This is a genomic window from Streptomyces sp. NPDC002776 (genome assembly GCF_053592195.1).
This window is the reverse complement of the sequence record NZ_JBSFVG010000012.1, coordinates 151,542-168,886: the sequence shown is the minus strand read 5'-3', so window position 1 is coordinate 168,886 and position 17,345 is coordinate 151,542. Positions and strand designations below refer to the sequence as shown.

Genomic DNA, 17,345 nt, shown 5'->3' with positions numbered 1-17,345 from the left:
CCAGCGAGAGCGCAGCATCAACCGGTGGCATCGACACCGAGCCCACTCGCCGTCCAATACGAGTCGGCCGCCCTGGTCGCAGTGATCAGTGAGTGGCTGCGGCCCCTGACACGGCACGCTCCATGCACACCAGTTGCTCCCGTTCCTCCCAAGATTCGGCGACGGTGAAGCCGAGTCGCTCGTACAGGGCGATGGCAGCCGTCCGCCACTTCCACACCGACAGCCGTACCGTGCTGACGCCGCTCCCCGCGGCATGCGCGAGCGCCGCGCTGACCAGGCCGGCCGCGACGCCCCGACTACGGAAGGCCGGGTCCGTCCAGAGCCTCTTGATCTCCGAACGCCCGCTGTGGGGGGGCGGTCACCACCACACAGCCAACGACTTCGTCGCCGCTCAGGGCCATCAGTACGACATCGTCGGCGAACGCGGCCCGCGGGTCCGAGATTTCTGACCGGTAGCGGTCCGGCAACCCGTGCGCATCAACAACGGCCTCGCCCTTCTCGGCCTCCGTTTGCAGATGGTAGGCCGCCAACAGCTTGGCCAACCGGTCAACGGAGGGCCCCTGACCTGGCCAGCGGACGATGACAACCTCGCATTGATCATTCACTTCGCCAGCATCACACGACCGTGCCTGTGATCGCTCAACTGCCCAGGCCAAACCGTCCAGTTCGAGGGCGCGATACGGGAGCTGGCTGATCGGTACTCGGGCAGCTCCAGGTTGCCCCTATAGGGAGCAGTATTTCATTTGCTGCATTTCGTAGCGACGCTGCGCAACGCGTCATGAGAGGAAGCAGTAATGCGAGTGCATACGCAGGCGGGCTGGGCCGAAGAAAATCTCTTTGGCCCAGCCCGCCTGCGTATTTCTTGCTGGCTACCAGCGGTACCAGCGACCCCGACGGCCGCTACTGGCATGGGGCCGCATAACAAACCCCAGCAACCACACCACGAGAACGACGACCGCTATCAGCCACAGGGCCTTGAGAGCGAAGCCGGCGCCGAAAAGAACGAGTGCGAGAAGTAGAACAAGAAGCAGGGGAACCATGATTATCGACCTCCGCAGAAGCATGTGCCCTGCCTTCGAGAAGGCATACCTGCGAGTTTTTGGGTTTGATCCTTCTGCGGTGCGGTATAAGGTGCGCCGCTGCAGTTCTCGAGTACGGCCGACCCCGGGCACTGTCCCGAGTTCACCCTCCCTGTGTACAGTCGGCTCGCCTCGGCGGTGCCGGACGCGCGGGGCGGCCTTTCTCGACCGGCCAGGAGGAGCCGTGACCAGCACACCGACCGAGTCAGAAGGGTCCCGAGTGACAGCCGCGTCGTCCTCGTCCCCGGCGGAACACATACAACGGATGAGGCGCCGTCTGGAGCGACTGATCGGCATCGCCGCCACGGAAGGCAACGCCCTCCTGCCGCTGCGTAACGGAGACGAGATCTTCGCGGCGATGCTCAAGAGCATCCGCAGCGCCCAACACACCGTGGACATGATGACGTTCGTGTACTGGCGTGGCGAGATAGCCCGCCAGTTCGCCGAGGCGCTGGCTGACCGGGCTCGCAACGGGGTGCGTGTGCGGCTACTGCTGGACGGCTTCGGCAGTCGGCTTATTGAGCGGAATTTGCTGGATATGATGGGCCGGGCCGGGGTCGAAGTGGCGTGGTTCCGTAAGCCCTTGTACCTCACCCCGCTCAAGCAGAATCACCGCTGCCATCGCAAGGTGGTGGTCGTGGACGAGGAGACGGCGTTCACCGGCGGAGTGGGTATCGCCGAGGAATGGTGCGGAGACGCTCGCAACGAGCATGAATGGCGCGACACTCATGTTCAGGTTCGCGGACCCGCGGTGGACGGTATCGCCGCCGCCTTCGCGCAGAACTGGGCCGAATGCCATGACACCCTCTTCGATGAACGCGACCGCTTCAGCGACCACACGCCGGAAGGCGATGCCGTGGTCCAGGTCGTCCGCGGCTCGGCGAGCCTCGGCTGGCAGGACATGCAGACCCTGCTACGAGTCATGATCGAATGCGCGCAGCACCAATTCCGGTTGGCCACCGCCTACTTCGCCCCTGACGCCTACTTCATCGAATTGCTGTGCGCGGCCGCCCGGCGCGGCGTCGAGGTGGAGATCCTGCTGCCCGGCCCCCACACCGACAAGCGCGTCTGTCAGCTGGCCGGCCAGCACTTCTACGAAGACCTGCTCGACTGCGGGGTGCGCATCTTCGAGTACCAGCCGACGATGATGCACGCCAAGGTCATCACCGTCGACCAGGTAGCCGCCTTGATCGGCTCCACCAATTTCAACCGCCGGTCTCTCGATCACGACGAAGAAGTCATGCTCGCCGTCCTCGACGAAGACTTCGCCGCCACCCTCAACCGGCACTTCGACGAAGACTTGCAGGTCAGTGAACGGATCGAGAAGGTTCGCTGGAAACGCCGCTCCGTCACCCGGCGACTGGGGGAGGCGGCCGTCTTTCCCATCCGCCGCTTTCTGTAATCCACGGGCCAATCCACAAGCCAATCCACGGGTCGAAGCCTGCGGGACAGCAAGGGCACACAAACTACGCTCACACCATCCGCATAACCCGTATCCAGGATTCGGGCCAAAGCCCGTCTAAACTTCCGAGACCGACTGACGGAAGGCCGGCGTTATGCGGAGACTGCTCTACGGCATGAACCTGTCCCTGGACGGCTATGTCGCCGCGCCCGGCTGGAGCGAGCCGAGCGACGAACTGTTCCATTGGTGGCTCGACGAGGAGCGGGCGATCAGCCTGTTGCTGTACGGGCGCAAGCTGTGGGAGACCATGAGCTCCTACTGGCCGACCGGCGACCAGCAGCCGGGCGCTACGCCAGCGCAGATCGACTTCGCGCGGAACTGGCGGGAGACGCCGAAGGTGGTGTTCTCCTCGACGGTCGACAAGGTCGACTGGAACGCTCGCCTGGTCACCGGTGACGCGGTCGCGGAGATCACTCGGCTCAAGGCCGGGGACGGTGGCCCGATGAGGGTCGGTGGCGCAGCGCTCGCCGGGGCGGCGATGCGGGCCGGGCTGATCGACGAGTACACGATCGTGACCCATCCCGTCCTGGTGGGTAGCGGCAAACCGTTCTTCACCGCGCTGGACGGCCGGACGAACCTGAACCTGGTGGAGACCCGGACGTTTCCCGGCGGTGTGGTCCTGAACAGGTACGAGACGAAGCGCTGAACGCGGATCAATATGCCAGGAGAATCTCGACAGTGATCGCCGCTGCCAGCACCACATAAACGGCGCACGCAGCATAATTCAGCACGGCCGTCGCCCTTGTGGAGCCGGTGAGTCGTCCATGAAACGATCCCGACAAAACTCCGATGCCCCCGTAAAGAATTATCTCCATCAGGACATTGATCGCACCGAGCATGGCCATCTGTAGTTCAGGATTCTCTGCACTCCCTATGAACTGCGGGAGGACCGCGAGGTAAAAAAGAATTATTTTCGGATTCGTCAGGCTGACCAACACGCCTCGCAGATACCACCTGCCTGTCGCGATATCACCGTGTCCGTTGATCGCCCGCCGCGCATTTCGCATGGTCACGTACGCCAGCCACAGCAAATACGCGGCACCCAATATTCTCACCGCATCAAGCACCGATGGGTGAGATCGGGCGACTTCGCCCATCCCGGCAACGACGGCGGCGGCATAGACGCTCATACCTGCACCTATGCCGAGGATGGCTTTCAGTGCGGACAGGCGACCCCCCTCAAGGCCCACTGCGAGCATGTAAGCCATATCGGGCCCGGGCGGAGCGAGAAAGAGCAGGATCACCGCAATGTAGCCTGGCAGCACCGCTAAATCCAGCATTGTCAACTACCTCCGGCTTGGCGAGTCACCCCAGTTGGTGGCCGGAAACCTGCTGCTGACCTTGGAGGATTCACGGGAGTCCCGGTGGCTCCTGTGTGTGGCCCTGAGTTTCGCCTCGGTAAAGTGCTGACGGCCAACTTCACGGGAACCCTGTCAGAGCGTCGCGGTGAAACAGTGGAACGCATCCCTGTGCCCACTCGGCTCACGGACTAGTTGGCAGTCAATGGACTCGCGGCCGACTCCTGCACCAAGCTCCAGCTCGACCGGGCCCGAGAGCTAAGGGAATCAATTCACGCGGCTGCCACGATCCTGACCCCCGAGGGTGACCGGAAAAGGCGGCTGGGATCCTCTTCCGTGGAAGATGCGCTCAGCGTGATCGCCGCCGACGCGATCAGTCTTCTCGCGGGAGAGCGCGAGGGAGAGATCTCCCTGTGCGCCTCGCTCACGTGCCGAGCCGCTTTCCTGGGCACGAGCCGAGGCGGCACACGGAAGTGGTGCGACATGAAAACGTGCGGAAATCGCGAGAAGAAGACACGCTTCCTCGTCGAACAAGCTCAATAGCTCACGCCAGGTCAGCGGGCGTCCTCGGTCGGGCGCGGAGGGTGAAAGCAGGCCGTGACGGACTTGCCGTCGGGGCAGGGGCGGGCTTCCCAGTCGTCGGCCAAGGCGTCGACCAGGAACATGCCCCGCCCGCCGAGGCGGTCACCGCTGGGGGCGCGTGGGGTGGGCAGGGCGGCGTTGTCGTCGTGCACGGTGACGTGCAGGCACTGGCCGTCCCAGGTCAGGACGAGCCGAGCGGAGGAGCGTGCGTGGATGTGTGCGTTGGTGACCAGTTCCGACACGGTCAGCAGCACATCGTCCACGGTCTGGGGAGCGCTGTGCGCCCAGTCGAGCGTCTCCAGATGCTTGCGGGCCCAGTCGCGCGCCGCCTTCGGGCCGGTGTGCATGGGCAGCGAGCGTGCCCAGCCCACCGCTCGCAACGACGATTCATCCACTGTGACCCCTCCTTGCAACGAACCCGGCTTTGCCCTGACGCGGGTACCCGCTGTATGCGTGCTGACGCGAGGAGCCACACTTTGGCTGGGCGTTTCGGGTCAGTGGCCGCACGATGAGGGTGGGGAAGTCGTCGACAAGATCGAGAGGGATGTCCTCGGCCCCGGCCGCCGGTGCGTAGGCGCGGGCACCGGGCACGCACCCGCCGGAGCAACTGGGATGCCGCTATAGGCTAAGGGTCCGGAAGAAGCTTTTTGCTGCCCGTACTGTTGGGAGAGGCAGTCGGCAGGTGGCTGCTGGATGGGTGGAGGAGACCGAGCGGGGATGCCCCACACGGTCCGGCAATGCCAGGGAGGATCATGTTGGAGGTGAGCCCGTTGCCCGGTCGTACCGGGATACGTGCCCGTGGTGAGATCAGCGCGCTCACCCGCCCGGCCTGGGAGCGGGCCCTGTCCGACCTGGCCCGGCAGCATGCGGGTGTCTCCTACGTGGAGCTGTCCGACGTGGCCTTCGTCGACGTGGCCGGCGTGACGGCGCTGGCGGTCACCGCCATGAACCTGCCCGACGGACGGGTGGTCGTCGAACATCCCCCGCCCCAGCTGCCCGCGGTGCTGGCCATGTTCTGGCCGGGCTTGAACCGGATCGAGGTGGCGCCGCGATGAGCGCCGTACATGCCGACGACCTGTTCGTGCACCCTGCCCTGTTCTACCGCAGCGAGCAGGAGTACACGCAGCAGACGCTGTCGTTCCTGAGGGAAGGGCTGGCCAACGGCGAGCCGATGGCCGTCGCGGTGCCCGGCCCCAACCTGGAGCTGATCAAGAACGGGCTGGGCGCGGACGCCCAGGACATCCTGTTCCTGGACATGACCGAGGCCGGCCGCAACCCCGGGCGGATCATCCCCAAGGTGCTGCGCGGATTCGCTGACGCGCACCCCAAGGGGCGGGTGCGGATCATCGGGGAACCGATCTGGGCCGGGCGCAGCGCGGTGGAGTACCCGGCGTGCGCGCAGCATGAGGCGCTGATCAACGCCGCGTTCGAGGGCCGCGCGGTGACGATCCTGTGCCCCTACGACGAGACACGGCTGGACCCGGAGGTGATCGCCGATGCGCGGATCACCCACCCCACCCTCATCAGCGGCGACGGCCGTGAGGAGATCAGCGACGTCTACGACTGGAAAGCGGTCGTCTCCCACTACAACCAGGAGCTGACGCCCGCGCCGGACGCCGCCGTCTTCTCCTACGGGGCTGAGGAGCTCCCAGCGGTCCGCAAGTTCGGCGTCGCTAAGGTGGCCCGGCTGGGTCTGGCCGGCGAGCGGCTGATGGATGCGGAGCTGGTGATCGCGGAGCTGACGACCAACAGCGTGGTGCACGGCGGCGGCCGGGGAACCCTCGCGGTCTGGGCCGAGCAGGGGCAGGTCGTGATGGAGGTCCGCGACGCGGGACGGCTGACCGACCCCTTGGCCGGGCGCCGCCCGGCGCAGCACGGCAAGCCCGGTGGGCGAGGACTGCTCCTGGTGCACTACGTCGCCGACCTGGTGCGCCTGCACACCACCAGTGAGGGCACGACCGTCCGCGTCTACGTCAGCGCGTGACCACGGTGTGGGCGCCCACCTGCCCGGGTGGCCGCCCACCCCTCCATGTTTCCGGTCGGCGTGGCGCCAGGGAGCGATGTTGCAAGCTCATGCTGGCGGCGCGCAGCAGCCCCCCAGGCGTAGTTGCAGGACGGCCGAAGAAGGGACCGCCGCCCACCGCGCGCCAAGTGGCTTTCGTCACCGTTTGCGACCATGCGCCGCCGTCACCGCGGCGGCGGGCGCACACCTGCGACTGCGAATCGAGCTGAGTACCCCTTCCGGGCCCGGGTATGCACACTCCCACCTGTCCGTATCCCTGATTTCCTTGGTTGCTCCGACGCTTTGTTCCGCGCCGGTAATCTGGGTTAGCCTGCGGCGTGTTTTTCTCGTTGCGTACTTCCGTGAGCTGCGGAACTGCACGCACGACGGCCGGGCCGCCGATCGGTTCGGGGGGTTCCGAGTTCTCGGTGTCGAGGGCTCCTGGGGAGCGGAACGAGGGTACGCATGACCAGCAACAGCGCCGGGGTCGTAGAGGTCTCCAAGGGTGATCAGGAGCTCCGGCGGCTCCTGGCGGGCCTGACGGCCGTGCGGGACGGGGACTTCGGCACCCGTCTGCCGGTCGACGCCGACGGCCTCATGGGCGACATCGCCCAGGTCTTCAACGGCATGGTGGACCAGCTGTCCGTGTTCACGTCCGAGGTCACCCGGGTGGCCCGCGAGGTGGGTACCGAGGGGACGCTGGGCGGCCAGGCGGAGGTGCCCGGCGTCTCGGGGACCTGGGCCGACCTGACGGACTCGGTCAACGCCATGGCGGGCAATCTGACCACCCAGGTCCGCGACATCGCGCAGGTGGCCACGGCCGTGGCCAAGGGTGACCTCTCCCAGAAGATCGACGTGCCCGCCCGCGGCGAGATCCTGCAGCTGAAGGAGACCGTCAACACGATGGTCGACCAGCTGTCCGCGTTCGCCGACGAGGTCACCCGCGTCGCGCGCGAGGTCGGCAGCGAGGGGCGCCTGGGCGGCCAGGCCCAGGTGCCGGGTGTGGCCGGTGTCTGGCGCGACCTCACCGACTCCGTCAACCACATGGCGGGCAATCTCACGAGCCAGGTCCGCTCCATCGCCCAGGTCACCACGGCGGTGGCCCAGGGCGACCTCTCCCAGAAGATCACCGTCGATGCGCGCGGTGAGATTCTTGAACTGAAGAGCACCATCAACACGATGGTCGATCAGCTGTCCGCGTTCGCGGATGAGGTCACGCGGGTGGCCCGCGAGGTCGGCACCGAGGGACGCCTGGGCGGCCAGGCGGATGTCAAGGGCGTCAAGGGCACTTGGCGCGACCTCACCGACTCCGTGAACTTCATGGCGGGCAACCTCACCGGCCAGGTCCGCAACATCGCGCTGGTGGCGACCGCGGTGGCCAAGGGAGACCTCTCCCAGAAGATCACCGTGGACGCGCGCGGTGAGATTCTTGAACTGAAGAGCACCATCAACACGATGGTCGATCAGCTGTCCGCGTTCGCGGATGAGGTCACGCGGGTGGCCCGTGAGGTCGGCACCGAGGGGCGCCTGGGCGGCCAGGCACAGGTGCGCGGCGTGTCGGGCACCTGGAAGGACCTCACCGACAACGTCAACGTCATGGCCTCCAACCTGACCGGCCAGGTCCGCTCCATCGCCCAGGTCGCCACCGCCGTGGCGCGCGGTGACCTGTCGCAGCGCATCACGGTCGAGGCCAAGGGCGAGGTCGCGGCTCTGGCGGACGTCATCAACACCATGGTCGACACCCTGTCGGCCTTCGCCGACGAGGTCACCCGGGTGGCCCGTGAGGTCGGCACCGAGGGACGCCTGGGCGGACAGGCGCATGTGCCGAACGTCGCGGGCACCTGGAAGGACCTCACCGACAACGTCAACTCGATGGCCAACAACCTCACCGGCCAGGTGCGCAACATCGCGCTCGTGACGACCGCGGTGGCCAAGGGTGACCTGTCGAAGAAGATCGACGTCGATGCACGCGGCGAGATCCTCGAACTCAAGACGACCATCAACACGATGGTCGACCAGCTGTCCGCCTTCGCCGACGAGGTCACCCGGGTGGCCCGCGAGGTCGGCACCGAGGGACGCCTCGGCGGGCAGGCCGAGGTGGAGGGTGTCTCGGGCACCTGGAAGCGCCTGACGGAGAACGTCAACGAGCTGGCCGGGAACCTGACCCGGCAGGTGCGCGCGATCGCCGAGGTCACCAGCGCCGTGGCGGAGGGCGACCTGACGCGCTCGATCAACGTCGAGGCCTCCGGCGAGGTCGCCGAGCTCAAGGACAACATCAACTCGATGGTGGAGTCCCTGCGCGAGACGACCCGCGCCAACCAGGAGCAGGACTGGCTCAAGACGAACCTCGCCCGGATCTCGGGCCTGATGCAGGGCCACCGCGACCTGCCCGTGGTCGCCGAACTGATCATGGACGAGCTGGTCCCCCTGGTGGCGGCCCAGTACGGGGCCTTCTACCTGGCCGAGGAAGGCGACGGCGGCCCTCGGCTGCGGCTCGTCGGCTCCTACGGGTACCCGGAGGACGACGCCCGGCCCACGCGCATCGCCTTCGGCCGTACCCTGGTCGGCCAGGCCGCCCGCAGCCGGCGCACCATCACGGTGGAAGATCTGCCGGCGGACTACGTGACCATCTCCTCGGGGCTCGGCGGGGTGGTGCCCACCGCGCTGGTGCTGCTGCCCATTGTGGTCGAGGACCAGGTCCTCGGCGTCATCGAGCTGGCATCGGTCACCTCCTTCACACAGATCCAGCACGACTTCCTCGCACAGCTGATGGAGACCATCGGCGTCAACGTCAACACCATCGTGGCCAACGCCCGTACCGACGAGCTGCTGGCCGAGTCGCAGCGCCTGACGGCCGAACTCCAGGACCGGTCGGCGGAGCTGCAGGTGCAGCAGGAGGAACTGCAGCGCTCCAATGCCGACCTGGAGGAGAAGGCCTCGCTGCTGGCGGCGCAGAACCGGGACATCGAGGCGAAGAACCTGCAGATCGAGCAGGCGCGGCAGGAGCTGGAGACCCGTGCCCAGCAGCTGTCGCTGGCCTCGAAGTACAAGTCGGAGTTCCTGGCGAACATGAGCCACGAGCTGCGCACCCCGCTCAACAGCCTGCTCATCCTCGCCCAGTTGCTGGCCCAGAACCCGGCCCGCAACCTCACCCCGAAGCAGGTCGAGTACGCGCAGATCATCCACTCCGCCGGCTCGGACCTGCTCCAGCTGATCAGCGACATCCTCGACCTGTCGAAGGTCGAGGCCGGGAAGATGGACGTCACGCCCGAGCGCGTGGCGCTGCCGCAGCTCATCGAGTACGTCGAGGCCACGTTCCGGCCCATGACGACGCAGAAGAGCCTGGACTTCACGGTGACGACCGCGCCCGGCGCGCCCGCGGACCTGTTCACGGACGACTCGAGGCTGCGCCAGGTGCTGCGCAACCTGCTGTCGAACGCAGTGAAGTTCACCGAGCGGGGCGGTGTGCAGTTGAGCATCGAACCGGCGGCGGACGACGAGGTGCCCCACGGAGTGGTCCGGGGCGGCGCTGTGGTGGCCTTCCGTGTCACGGACACCGGCATCGGCATCCCGGAGCAGCACCTGGAGACGATCTTCGGCGCCTTCCAGCAGGCGGACGGCACGACGAGCCGCAAGTACGGCGGCACCGGTCTGGGCCTGTCCATCACCCGGGAGATCGCCCATCTGCTCGGCGGCGCCGTCACGGTGCACAGCACGCCCGGCCAGGGCAGCACCTTCACGCTGTTCCTGCCGGTGGCCCGTCCCGACTTCCAGGAACTGGTCGACCACGGCGGAACCCCGGAGCGGGTCCCGGACGAGTCCCTCCCCGAGGGCTTGTCACGCCCGGTACAGGTGCCCCGGCTCGGGCCCGGACCGCGGCCCCGGCGCCTGCTCGTCGTGGAGGACAGACCGCGCGGCCTGCTGACCCTCGTCGCGGAGAGCGTGGTCGCGGACCTCGCGCACGGCCGTGAGGACGGCGGGCAGCGGCCCGCGGTCGAGATCATCACCGCTGTCGGGGCGCAGGAGGCGGCGGGCGCCCTGGCGGCTGACCCGTGCCACTGCGTCGTCCTGGAACTGGGCACGCCGGACGGTGAGGCCGCCCGGTTCCTCGAGGCCCTGGAGGGTGACCCGGCGCTGGCGAGTGTTCCTGTGCTGGTGCACAGCGGTCATCGCACCGACCCGGTCCGGGAAGAGACGCTGCGGACCTACTCGGCGGGCACGGCGCTTGAGTTCCTGTCCAGTCTCGACGAACTGCGTGAGCGGATCGTCCTGCACCTGTCCGCCGAGGAGCCCGGGGACGTACTGACCCTGGTCCGGTCCGAGGACGCGCGGCCGGTGACACCGCATCCCGTCGACGACGAGCCGGCGGACCGTACCGTCCTGGTCGTCGACGACGACGCGCGCAACCTCTTCGCGCTCAGCGGGATCCTGGAGTTGCACGGCTTCCGGGTGCTGCATGCCGAGAACGGCCGCCAGTGCATCGAGACGCTGGTGAACAACCCGGACGTCGCGCTCGTGCTCATGGACGTGATGATGCCGGAGATGGACGGTTACACCGCCACGGCAGAGATCCGCAAAATGCCGCAGTACGCGGAGCTGCCGATCATCGCCGTCACGGCCAAGGCGATGCCCGGCGACCGGGAGAAGAGCATCGCCTCGGGCGCCAGCGACTACGTCACCAAGCCCGTCGACACAGGCGACCTCATCGCCTGTGTCCGGCGCTGGCTGCCCGCATGAGCACGTCGGCGGTCCGCCCGCACCCCGGCGGGTCGGACGCCCCGCAGCGCCTGCCGTTCCGCGCCCCAGGGCGCTTCAGCCGAGGAGCCTTCACACCGTGAGCAAGTCCGAGCATCCGGTCGAACCGGATCAGGGCGGTGCGCCGGAGCTCGAATCCGGAACTCCCGGCGCGTCCTCCTCGCTGTCGGTGCCTGTCGCCGGCGCGGCGCCCGCTGATGTCGCGAGCGGTCCGCCCGCCACACCGGTGGGCAGGCTGGCGGCCACCGTGGAACGGCTCAGCCGGGAGGTGCGGGCCGCCCAGGCGGAAGCCGAGGGACGCGCCCTGATCGAACTGGCCAAGGGCATCCTGGTCGAACGGCTGACGTGCGGGCCCGCCCAGGCCGCCCGGCAGCTCGCCGAGCTCGCCGAGCAGGCTCAGGTCACCCCTCTCGAACTCGCCGTCGACATCATCAACCAGGCGGCCCGGGACCGGATGTCCGAGGTGACGGACGCGTTCCTCGCCGCCACCAGGGCCACGGAGGAGACCAAGGCCGAGTCCGCCGCCGTACGCCTGCGCGCGGCGGAGAGCGGTGCACTGGCCGCGGACGACACCCAGGCAGTCGCGGAAGCCCTGCTGGAGCAGGCGCTGCGCCCGCTCGGTGCGGTGGCCGTGGCCGTGTGGTCCGCGGGGTCCGACGGTTCGCTCACGCTGGCGGGCAGCGCCGGGTTCTCCCCGGCCGAGGCCGCTCGCTGGCGGTACGTCCCGCCGGACGTGGCGACGGTGGCGCGGCGCGGGCTCACCGAGCGCTCGGGGCAGTGGTTCACGTCCCTCTCGGAGACCGGACTTCCCAGCATCGGCCTGCACCACCATCCGCACGGGGGCCGGGCCGCCCTGCCCGCCGGTACCGGGGGCCGTATCCACGGCGTGCTGGAGATCGCCTGGCCCTCACCCCTGGGGCCGCAGCCGCCGCAGATCGTCCGCCAGGTGGAGGCCCTGGCGGAGCTGTGCGGTCACACCCTGGAGACCTACACGCTGCTGCACGGCCCCGCCCAGGAACCGCGCGTCATGCCGGACGCCGCGGAGCTGATGGACCTGGCCGACGGACTGCACGATCCCGCGCTGGTCCTGGTGCCTCACCTGGACGACGCCGGGAACCTGGTGGACTTCCGTATCCAGCACGTCAACAACCGCTTCCTGGACCCGGCAGGCCGGGCTCGTGCGGTGGTGAGCGGCGCGCTGCTGCTGGAGGCGTACCCGATGGCCGCGGGGGACAGCGAGCTGTTCCACCGCATCGAGCACGTGTACGCCACCGGTGAGCCCTTCCGGGCCCGCCGGATGAACCTCACCGCCCTGGTCGACCAGGTCCCCCTCTCGGCGGTCGCGGACATCAGCATCAGCCGGCACGGCACCACCGTCCTGCTCATCTGGCGCATCGAGGACGAGACGGCGCGCCTGGCGAGCCTGCTCCAGCACGCCCAGCGCCTCGGCCGCATCGGCGGCTTCGAGGAGAACGTGCTGACCGGTGAGATCACCTGGAACGGACAGCTGTTCGATCTCTATGGGCGCCCGCAGTCGAGCACCCCGGTGCCCCTGGAGCATCTGCCGGCCCACGCGCATCCGGACGACGGCATCGCCATCCGCCAATTCCTGCGCACGCTGCTGCACCACCGGCGGCCGGCCGCCGCGGCCTTCCGGCTCCAGCGACCGGACGGGGTGACCCGCCACATCCGCATCGTCGCCGAGCCGGTGCTCGACACCGACGACCGGCTGCTCCTCGTACGCGGCGCCTGCCAGGACATCTCCGCCCAGCACTGGACCGAGGTGGCGCTCGCCGCCACCCGCGACCAGCTGGCGCACACCGAGCAGCAGGCCACCGAGCGCAACCGGCTCACCCTGCAGCTGCAGCACGCCATCATGCCGCCCGAGCAGACACCGCTGGAGGTCCCCGGCCTCCAGGTGGCCGTCCGCTACCGGCCCGCGGAAACCGAGCAGCTGGTGGGTGGCGACTGGTACGACACCGTCGAGCTGCCCTCCGGGCAGGTGCTGCTGTGCGTGGGCGACGTGGCGGGGCACGGCATAGAGGCCGCGACCAGCATGGTCGTCCTGCGCAACGCCCTGCGTGGCCTTGCGGTGACCGGCGCCGGGCCGGGCCAGCTGCTGTCGTGGCTCAACATCGTGGCGCACCACCTGACGGGCGCCGTCACCGCGACGGCGGTGTGCGGGCTGTACGACCCGGCCCTGCGGACGCTCCGCTGGGCGAGGGCGGGCCACCTGCCGCCCGTGCTCGTCCAGGGCAGTGACGCGGCCGCTCTACCCCTGGTCAAGGGGATGCTGCTCGGCGCGCTGCCCGAGGTCGGGTACGAGGAGAGCGAGATCCAACTGGCCGAGGGGGACACCCTGCTGATGTACACGGACGGTCTGATCGAACGCCGCGACCGGTCCGTGGAGGAGTCCCTGGTCCACCTGCTGACCACCGCCCGCACGGCGCCCAGCTCACTCGACCAGCAGCTGGACCGCCTGCTGACCTACAGCAACTCGGACACCGACGACGACACGTGCATCGTGGGCATCCGGCTCGGGTGAAGGAACGTCACGGATTCGTGCTGCCGGCGATGTGCCCGCCGGGGTCGTCGGCCAGCGCGATCAGCGCCGTGACGCGCTTGCCGACGGGTTCACGATGGACCTCGTAACCCTGGCTGACCGCGAGGGTGATCTCCAGGCCGTGCCGGCCGACTCGCCGCGGGTCGGTGGCGGCGACGTCCGGCAGCACCGGGTCGCTGTCCCACACCGAAATCCGTACCGCGCCGCCGACGATCCGCAGATCGAGCATGACCGGTCCTGGCGCGTACTTCACCGCGTTGGTGACCAGTTCGCTGACCACCAGCTGCGTCATGCCCAGTGCCCGCTCGGACACCGGCACCCCGTGCACGGCCTCCACGTCGCTGAGAAAGCTCGTGGCCAGGTGCCGCGCGGCGCCGATACAGGAGGAATCGCCGTCATAGGCGGCCGACGCCCACAGCGGACCCCGGTCCCCCGTCTTCTGTCCCTCGTCCCCCACGGTCTGTCCCATGAGCCCCGTCCCCGTCTCACATGATCGTCACGCAAACTTCACGCTGCACTCAGGCAGCATCGCACGGCCACCTGTCGGCTGCCCCGGCACAGGGGTCTTCAGCCTTCAGGTAGCACCCGTAATTCAGGGTCCTCGAAATCAGGCTGGTGAGCCAAATCCGGAGGGGCGGCCGTAGAGGGCGCAGCTGATGCACTGCATCAGGGCTGACGAAGGGGTACGGGGGGTACGAAGGCGAAGTGGTCGGGCAGGCTCTTTCAACTTCGCGCAGTCCAAGACCACTTGCTTCGGTCGTTCACTGAGCCGCCCGTTCCCGCAGGCTGTTCTGCCACATGGGGCTCTGCTCCTCCGGGGCCGCCTCGGGGCGGCGGCCGCCGCGGGCGAAGAAGTCCGCGAGGGGCAGGATCGCGGCTCCTACGGTGACGGCGTCCGGTCCGAGGGTGCCCAGATCGATCTCGACGCGCCCGGCCGGGTACTTCAGCGAGTACGACGCGGCGTACGTCCGCACCGTGTCGAGGAAGCGCCGGCCGAGCTGGAGGCCGGCCCAGCCGCCGACGAGGACACGTTCGGGCTGGAACAGGTTGATCAGGTCGGAGAAGCCGGCGCCGAGGTACTCCGCCGTCTCCTCCAGGACGGCCAGCGCGGTCGCGTCGGTCGGCGCGGTCGTCCCGTCGGCGTCGGGGGTGGGGTACGCGGCGGCGAGCATGGCGGTCAGCGCGGTCTCTTCGTCGACGCCGGCCGGGGGCCGCCCGCCTGCCTCGGCCCACCGTTCCAGGAGCGCTTCGGAGCCGGCGTACGCCTCCAGACAGCCCTTGGCGCCGCAGCGGCACTGCCGCCCCCGTACCCGTACGGTCAGATGCCCCCACTCCACGGCCCGGCCGGACCGCATGTCGTCGGTGACGACGCAGGCGCCGACACCGGAACCGAAGAGCACCACCACGGCGTTCTGCGCGCCCCGTCCGGCACCGAACCACATCTCCGCCTGGCCGAGCGTCTTGGCACCGTTGTCGATGTAGTACGGCACGCTCTCCGGCAGCAGCCGGGACTCGCGCAGCAACCGCTCCAGCGGGACGGCGTCCCAGCCGATGGTCTGGCCGTGCACCACGGCGCCGTCCTGCGCGCTCCTGGCGACGATGCCGGGGACGCCGATGCCGACGCCCAGCAACCGCTCCGCGGGGATACCGGCCTGGCTCAGCACTTCGGTGATGCCGTCGCGGAGGTGACCGACCACGACACCGACGTCGTAGCGGTCGACGCGCCGCGGCCCCTCGGTCGCGAGCGGCTTCTCCACCCGGGCCAGTTCGGTCAGTGCCAGGTCGAAGAGCTCGATCCGCACCCGCGTCTCGCCGACGTCCACGCCGATCATGTAGCCGCTGTGCGCGCTGATACGCAGGAGCGTGCGGGGGCGGCCGCCGGCCGAGTCGACGCTGCCGGCCTCCTCGACCAGGCCCTCGGCGACCAGCTCGGACACCACGTTGCTCACCGACCCCGAACTCAGCCCGGTGACCGGGCCGAGCGAGAAGCGGCTCAAGGGCCCGTCGAAATACAACCGTTGCAACACCGCGGTGCGGTTCGCCCGCCGCAGGTCACGCACCGTACGGCCGCTGCGCATTGTCACCCTGCCCCCTCGTCTTGGATGTCCTGCACGCAACTTACATGGGGCGGAGCCCTTGACGCGACCTTCACTTGAGGTTTAACTCACACCGTGAATTAAGCGGTGGGGTGCTTCAGGCCTCGAACGCGGGACGCCAGTCGTGTCGCACCCTCCCCGCAGGCGAAGTCCATCCACCTCCCCGGAAGGGCCCTTGGAGTCATGCGCAGAATCAGAGCCGCAGCCGTCGGCGTCGTCACCCTCTCCCTCGTTCTCACCGCGGCTGCCTGCGGCGGGGGCTCGTCCGGCTCGGAGGGGTCCAACGACAAGCCCAAGACCCTCACGTACTGGGCCTCCAACCAGGGCGCCAACCTGGAGGTGGACAAGAAGGTCCTCCAGCCCGAACTCGACAAGTTCGAGAAGGAGACCGGCATCAAGGTGAAGCTGGAGGTGGTGCCCTGGTCGGACCTGCTCAACCGCATCCTCACCGCCACCACCTCCGGCCAGGGACCCGACGTCCTGAACATAGGCAACACCTGGAGCGCCTCCCTCCAGGCCACCGGCGCCCTGCTGCCCTGGGACGCGAAGAACTTCGAGGCGATCGGCGGCAAGGACCGCTTCGTCGACTCCGCGCTCGGTTCCACCGGCGTCCAGGGCCAGGACCCCGCCGCCGTACCGCTGTACTCCATGGCCTACGCGCTCTACTACAACAAGAAGCTCTTCGCCGAGGCCGGCATCGAGAAGCCCCCGGCCACGTGGGACGAGCTGGTCGAGGCCGGCAAGAAGCTCACCGCCAAGGGCAGTAACGGCCTCGGCGCCGAGGGCTCCAACCTCTCCAACAACATCCACCAGGTGTTCGTCCTCGGCAAGCAGCACGGCGCGGACTTCTTCACCCCTGACGGCAAGCCGGACTTCACCTCCGACGGCGCCGTCGCGGCGGTCAAGCAGTACGTCGACCTGATGGCCAAGGACAAGATCATCGCGCCCGGCAACGCCGAGTACGCGCAGAACCAGTCCCTCAGCGACTTCGCCAAGGACAAGACCGGCATGGTGCTGTGGCAGACCGCCTCGGCCACCTTCAAGACCCAGGGCATGAAGGACGACGAGTGGGGCGTGGCGCCCGCTCCCGTCCAGTCCGGCACCCCCGGTGAGGGCGCCAACACCAACTCCATGGTCGCCGGCATCAACCTCGCCGTCTTCAAGAACACCAAGAACATCGACGGCGCCAAGAAGTTCGTCAACTTCATGACCAGCGAGGAGGAGCAGGTCATCCTCAACAAGGCGTACGGCTCCATCCCGCCGGTCAAGGCCGCCCAGGAGGACCCGGCCTTCAACACCCCCTCGCTCGCCGTCCTGCGCGAGACCCTGGCCACCAGCGCCACCGCGCTGCCGCAGGTGCCGGAGGAGTCGCAGTTCGAGACCGTCGTGGGCACCGCCGTCAAGGAGCTGTTCGCCGACGCCGCCGCGGGCCGGGCCATCACCACCGAATCGGTACGGGCCAAGCTTGAGAAGGCCCAGCAGCAGATGCCCAAGAACTGAGTACGGAC

Annotated in this window: 12 protein-coding genes and 2 pseudogenes; 8 read left to right on the top strand and 6 right to left on the bottom strand. The window is 68.4% G+C overall.

Annotated features, from left to right (window positions below; translation table 11 throughout):
* Nucleotides 1–85: 85 nt before the first annotated feature.
* Together ACWD11_RS24225 and ACWD11_RS24220 are read right to left on the bottom strand one after the other, a co-directional pair.
* Nucleotides 86–605: pseudogene (locus ACWD11_RS24225) on the bottom strand (GNAT family N-acetyltransferase).
* A 264-nt stretch (nt 606–869) separates the two neighbouring features.
* Entirely contained in the window at nt 870–1,040 is a 171-nt protein-coding gene (locus ACWD11_RS24220) for a hydrophobic protein (protein ID WP_389417445.1), read from the bottom strand.
* Between the two features lie 304 nt (nt 1,041–1,344).
* On the opposite strand from ACWD11_RS24220, the gene ACWD11_RS24215 reads away from it, so the two are divergent.
* Both ACWD11_RS24215 and ACWD11_RS24210 read left to right on the top strand, forming a co-directional pair.
* Nucleotides 1,345–2,481, top strand: coding sequence for a phospholipase D-like domain-containing protein (locus ACWD11_RS24215; protein ID WP_451285431.1), 1,137 nt, complete (start codon nt 1,345–1,347; stop codon nt 2,479–2,481).
* A gap of 154 nt (nt 2,482–2,635) precedes the next feature.
* Nucleotides 2,636–3,187, top strand: coding sequence for a dihydrofolate reductase family protein (locus ACWD11_RS24210; RefSeq protein WP_451285429.1), 552 nt, complete (start codon nt 2,636–2,638; stop codon nt 3,185–3,187).
* A 7-nt stretch (nt 3,188–3,194) separates the two neighbouring features.
* Here ACWD11_RS24210 and ACWD11_RS24205 read toward each other — a convergent pair whose 3' ends face one another.
* The gene (locus tag ACWD11_RS24205) at nt 3,195–3,821 is read right to left on the bottom strand and encodes a LysE family translocator (RefSeq protein WP_451285427.1); all 627 of its coding nucleotides are present in this window, start codon (nt 3,819–3,821) and stop codon (nt 3,195–3,197) included.
* A gap of 93 nt (nt 3,822–3,914) precedes the next feature.
* Between ACWD11_RS24205 and ACWD11_RS24200 the strand changes: the two are divergent.
* Nucleotides 3,915–4,382, top strand: a pseudogene (locus tag ACWD11_RS24200) (CGNR zinc finger domain-containing protein).
* Between the two features lie 11 nt (nt 4,383–4,393).
* Here ACWD11_RS24200 and ACWD11_RS24195 read toward each other — a convergent pair.
* The gene (locus tag ACWD11_RS24195) at nt 4,394–4,768 is read right to left on the bottom strand and encodes an ATP-binding protein (RefSeq protein WP_389417486.1); all 375 of its coding nucleotides are present in this window, start codon (nt 4,766–4,768) and stop codon (nt 4,394–4,396) included.
* 405 nt (nt 4,769–5,173) lie between these two features.
* On the opposite strand from ACWD11_RS24195, the gene ACWD11_RS24190 reads away from it, so the two are divergent.
* The 4 genes from ACWD11_RS24190 (at nt 5,174) to ACWD11_RS24175 (ending at nt 13,723) form a co-directional block, all read left to right on the top strand.
* Nucleotides 5,174–5,476 (top strand): STAS domain-containing protein, encoded by a 303-nt coding sequence (locus ACWD11_RS24190; RefSeq protein WP_389417449.1) that lies wholly within the window; start codon nt 5,174–5,176, stop codon nt 5,474–5,476.
* Nucleotides 5,473–6,405 (top strand): anti-sigma factor RsbA family regulatory protein, encoded by a 933-nt coding sequence (locus tag ACWD11_RS24185; RefSeq protein WP_389417450.1) that lies wholly within the window; start codon nt 5,473–5,475, stop codon nt 6,403–6,405. Before ACWD11_RS24190 ends, ACWD11_RS24185 begins: the two co-directional genes overlap by 4 nt.
* A 483-nt stretch (nt 6,406–6,888) precedes the next feature.
* Nucleotides 6,889–11,160 carry a HAMP domain-containing protein gene (locus ACWD11_RS24180; RefSeq protein ID WP_451285425.1) on the top strand — a complete coding sequence of 1,424 codons (4,272 nt, stop codon included), beginning with the start codon at nt 6,889–6,891 and terminating at the stop codon, nt 11,158–11,160.
* Between the two features lie 181 nt (nt 11,161–11,341).
* On the top strand, nt 11,342–13,723 hold the full coding sequence (locus ACWD11_RS24175; RefSeq protein WP_451285533.1) for a SpoIIE family protein phosphatase: 2,382 nt from the start codon (nt 11,342–11,344) through the stop codon (nt 13,721–13,723).
* 7 nt (nt 13,724–13,730) lie between these two features.
* Here ACWD11_RS24175 and ACWD11_RS24170 read toward each other — a convergent pair whose 3' ends face one another.
* Together ACWD11_RS24170 and ACWD11_RS24165 are read right to left on the bottom strand one after the other, a co-directional pair.
* On the bottom strand, nt 13,731–14,210 hold the full coding sequence (locus ACWD11_RS24170) for an ATP-binding protein (RefSeq protein WP_451285423.1): 480 nt from the start codon (nt 14,208–14,210) through the stop codon (nt 13,731–13,733).
* A 292-nt stretch (nt 14,211–14,502) separates the two neighbouring features.
* Entirely contained in the window at nt 14,503–15,825 is a 1,323-nt protein-coding gene (locus ACWD11_RS24165) for an ROK family protein (protein WP_451124803.1), read from the bottom strand.
* A 195-nt stretch (nt 15,826–16,020) separates the two neighbouring features.
* Here ACWD11_RS24165 and ACWD11_RS24160 point away from each other — a divergent pair, with 195 nt between their 5' ends.
* Nucleotides 16,021–17,337: an ABC transporter substrate-binding protein gene (locus ACWD11_RS24160; RefSeq protein ID WP_389417454.1), complete on the top strand. Its 1,317-nt coding sequence runs from the start codon at nt 16,021–16,023 to the stop codon at nt 17,335–17,337.
* The last annotated feature ends 8 nt before the right edge of the window (nt 17,338–17,345 follow it).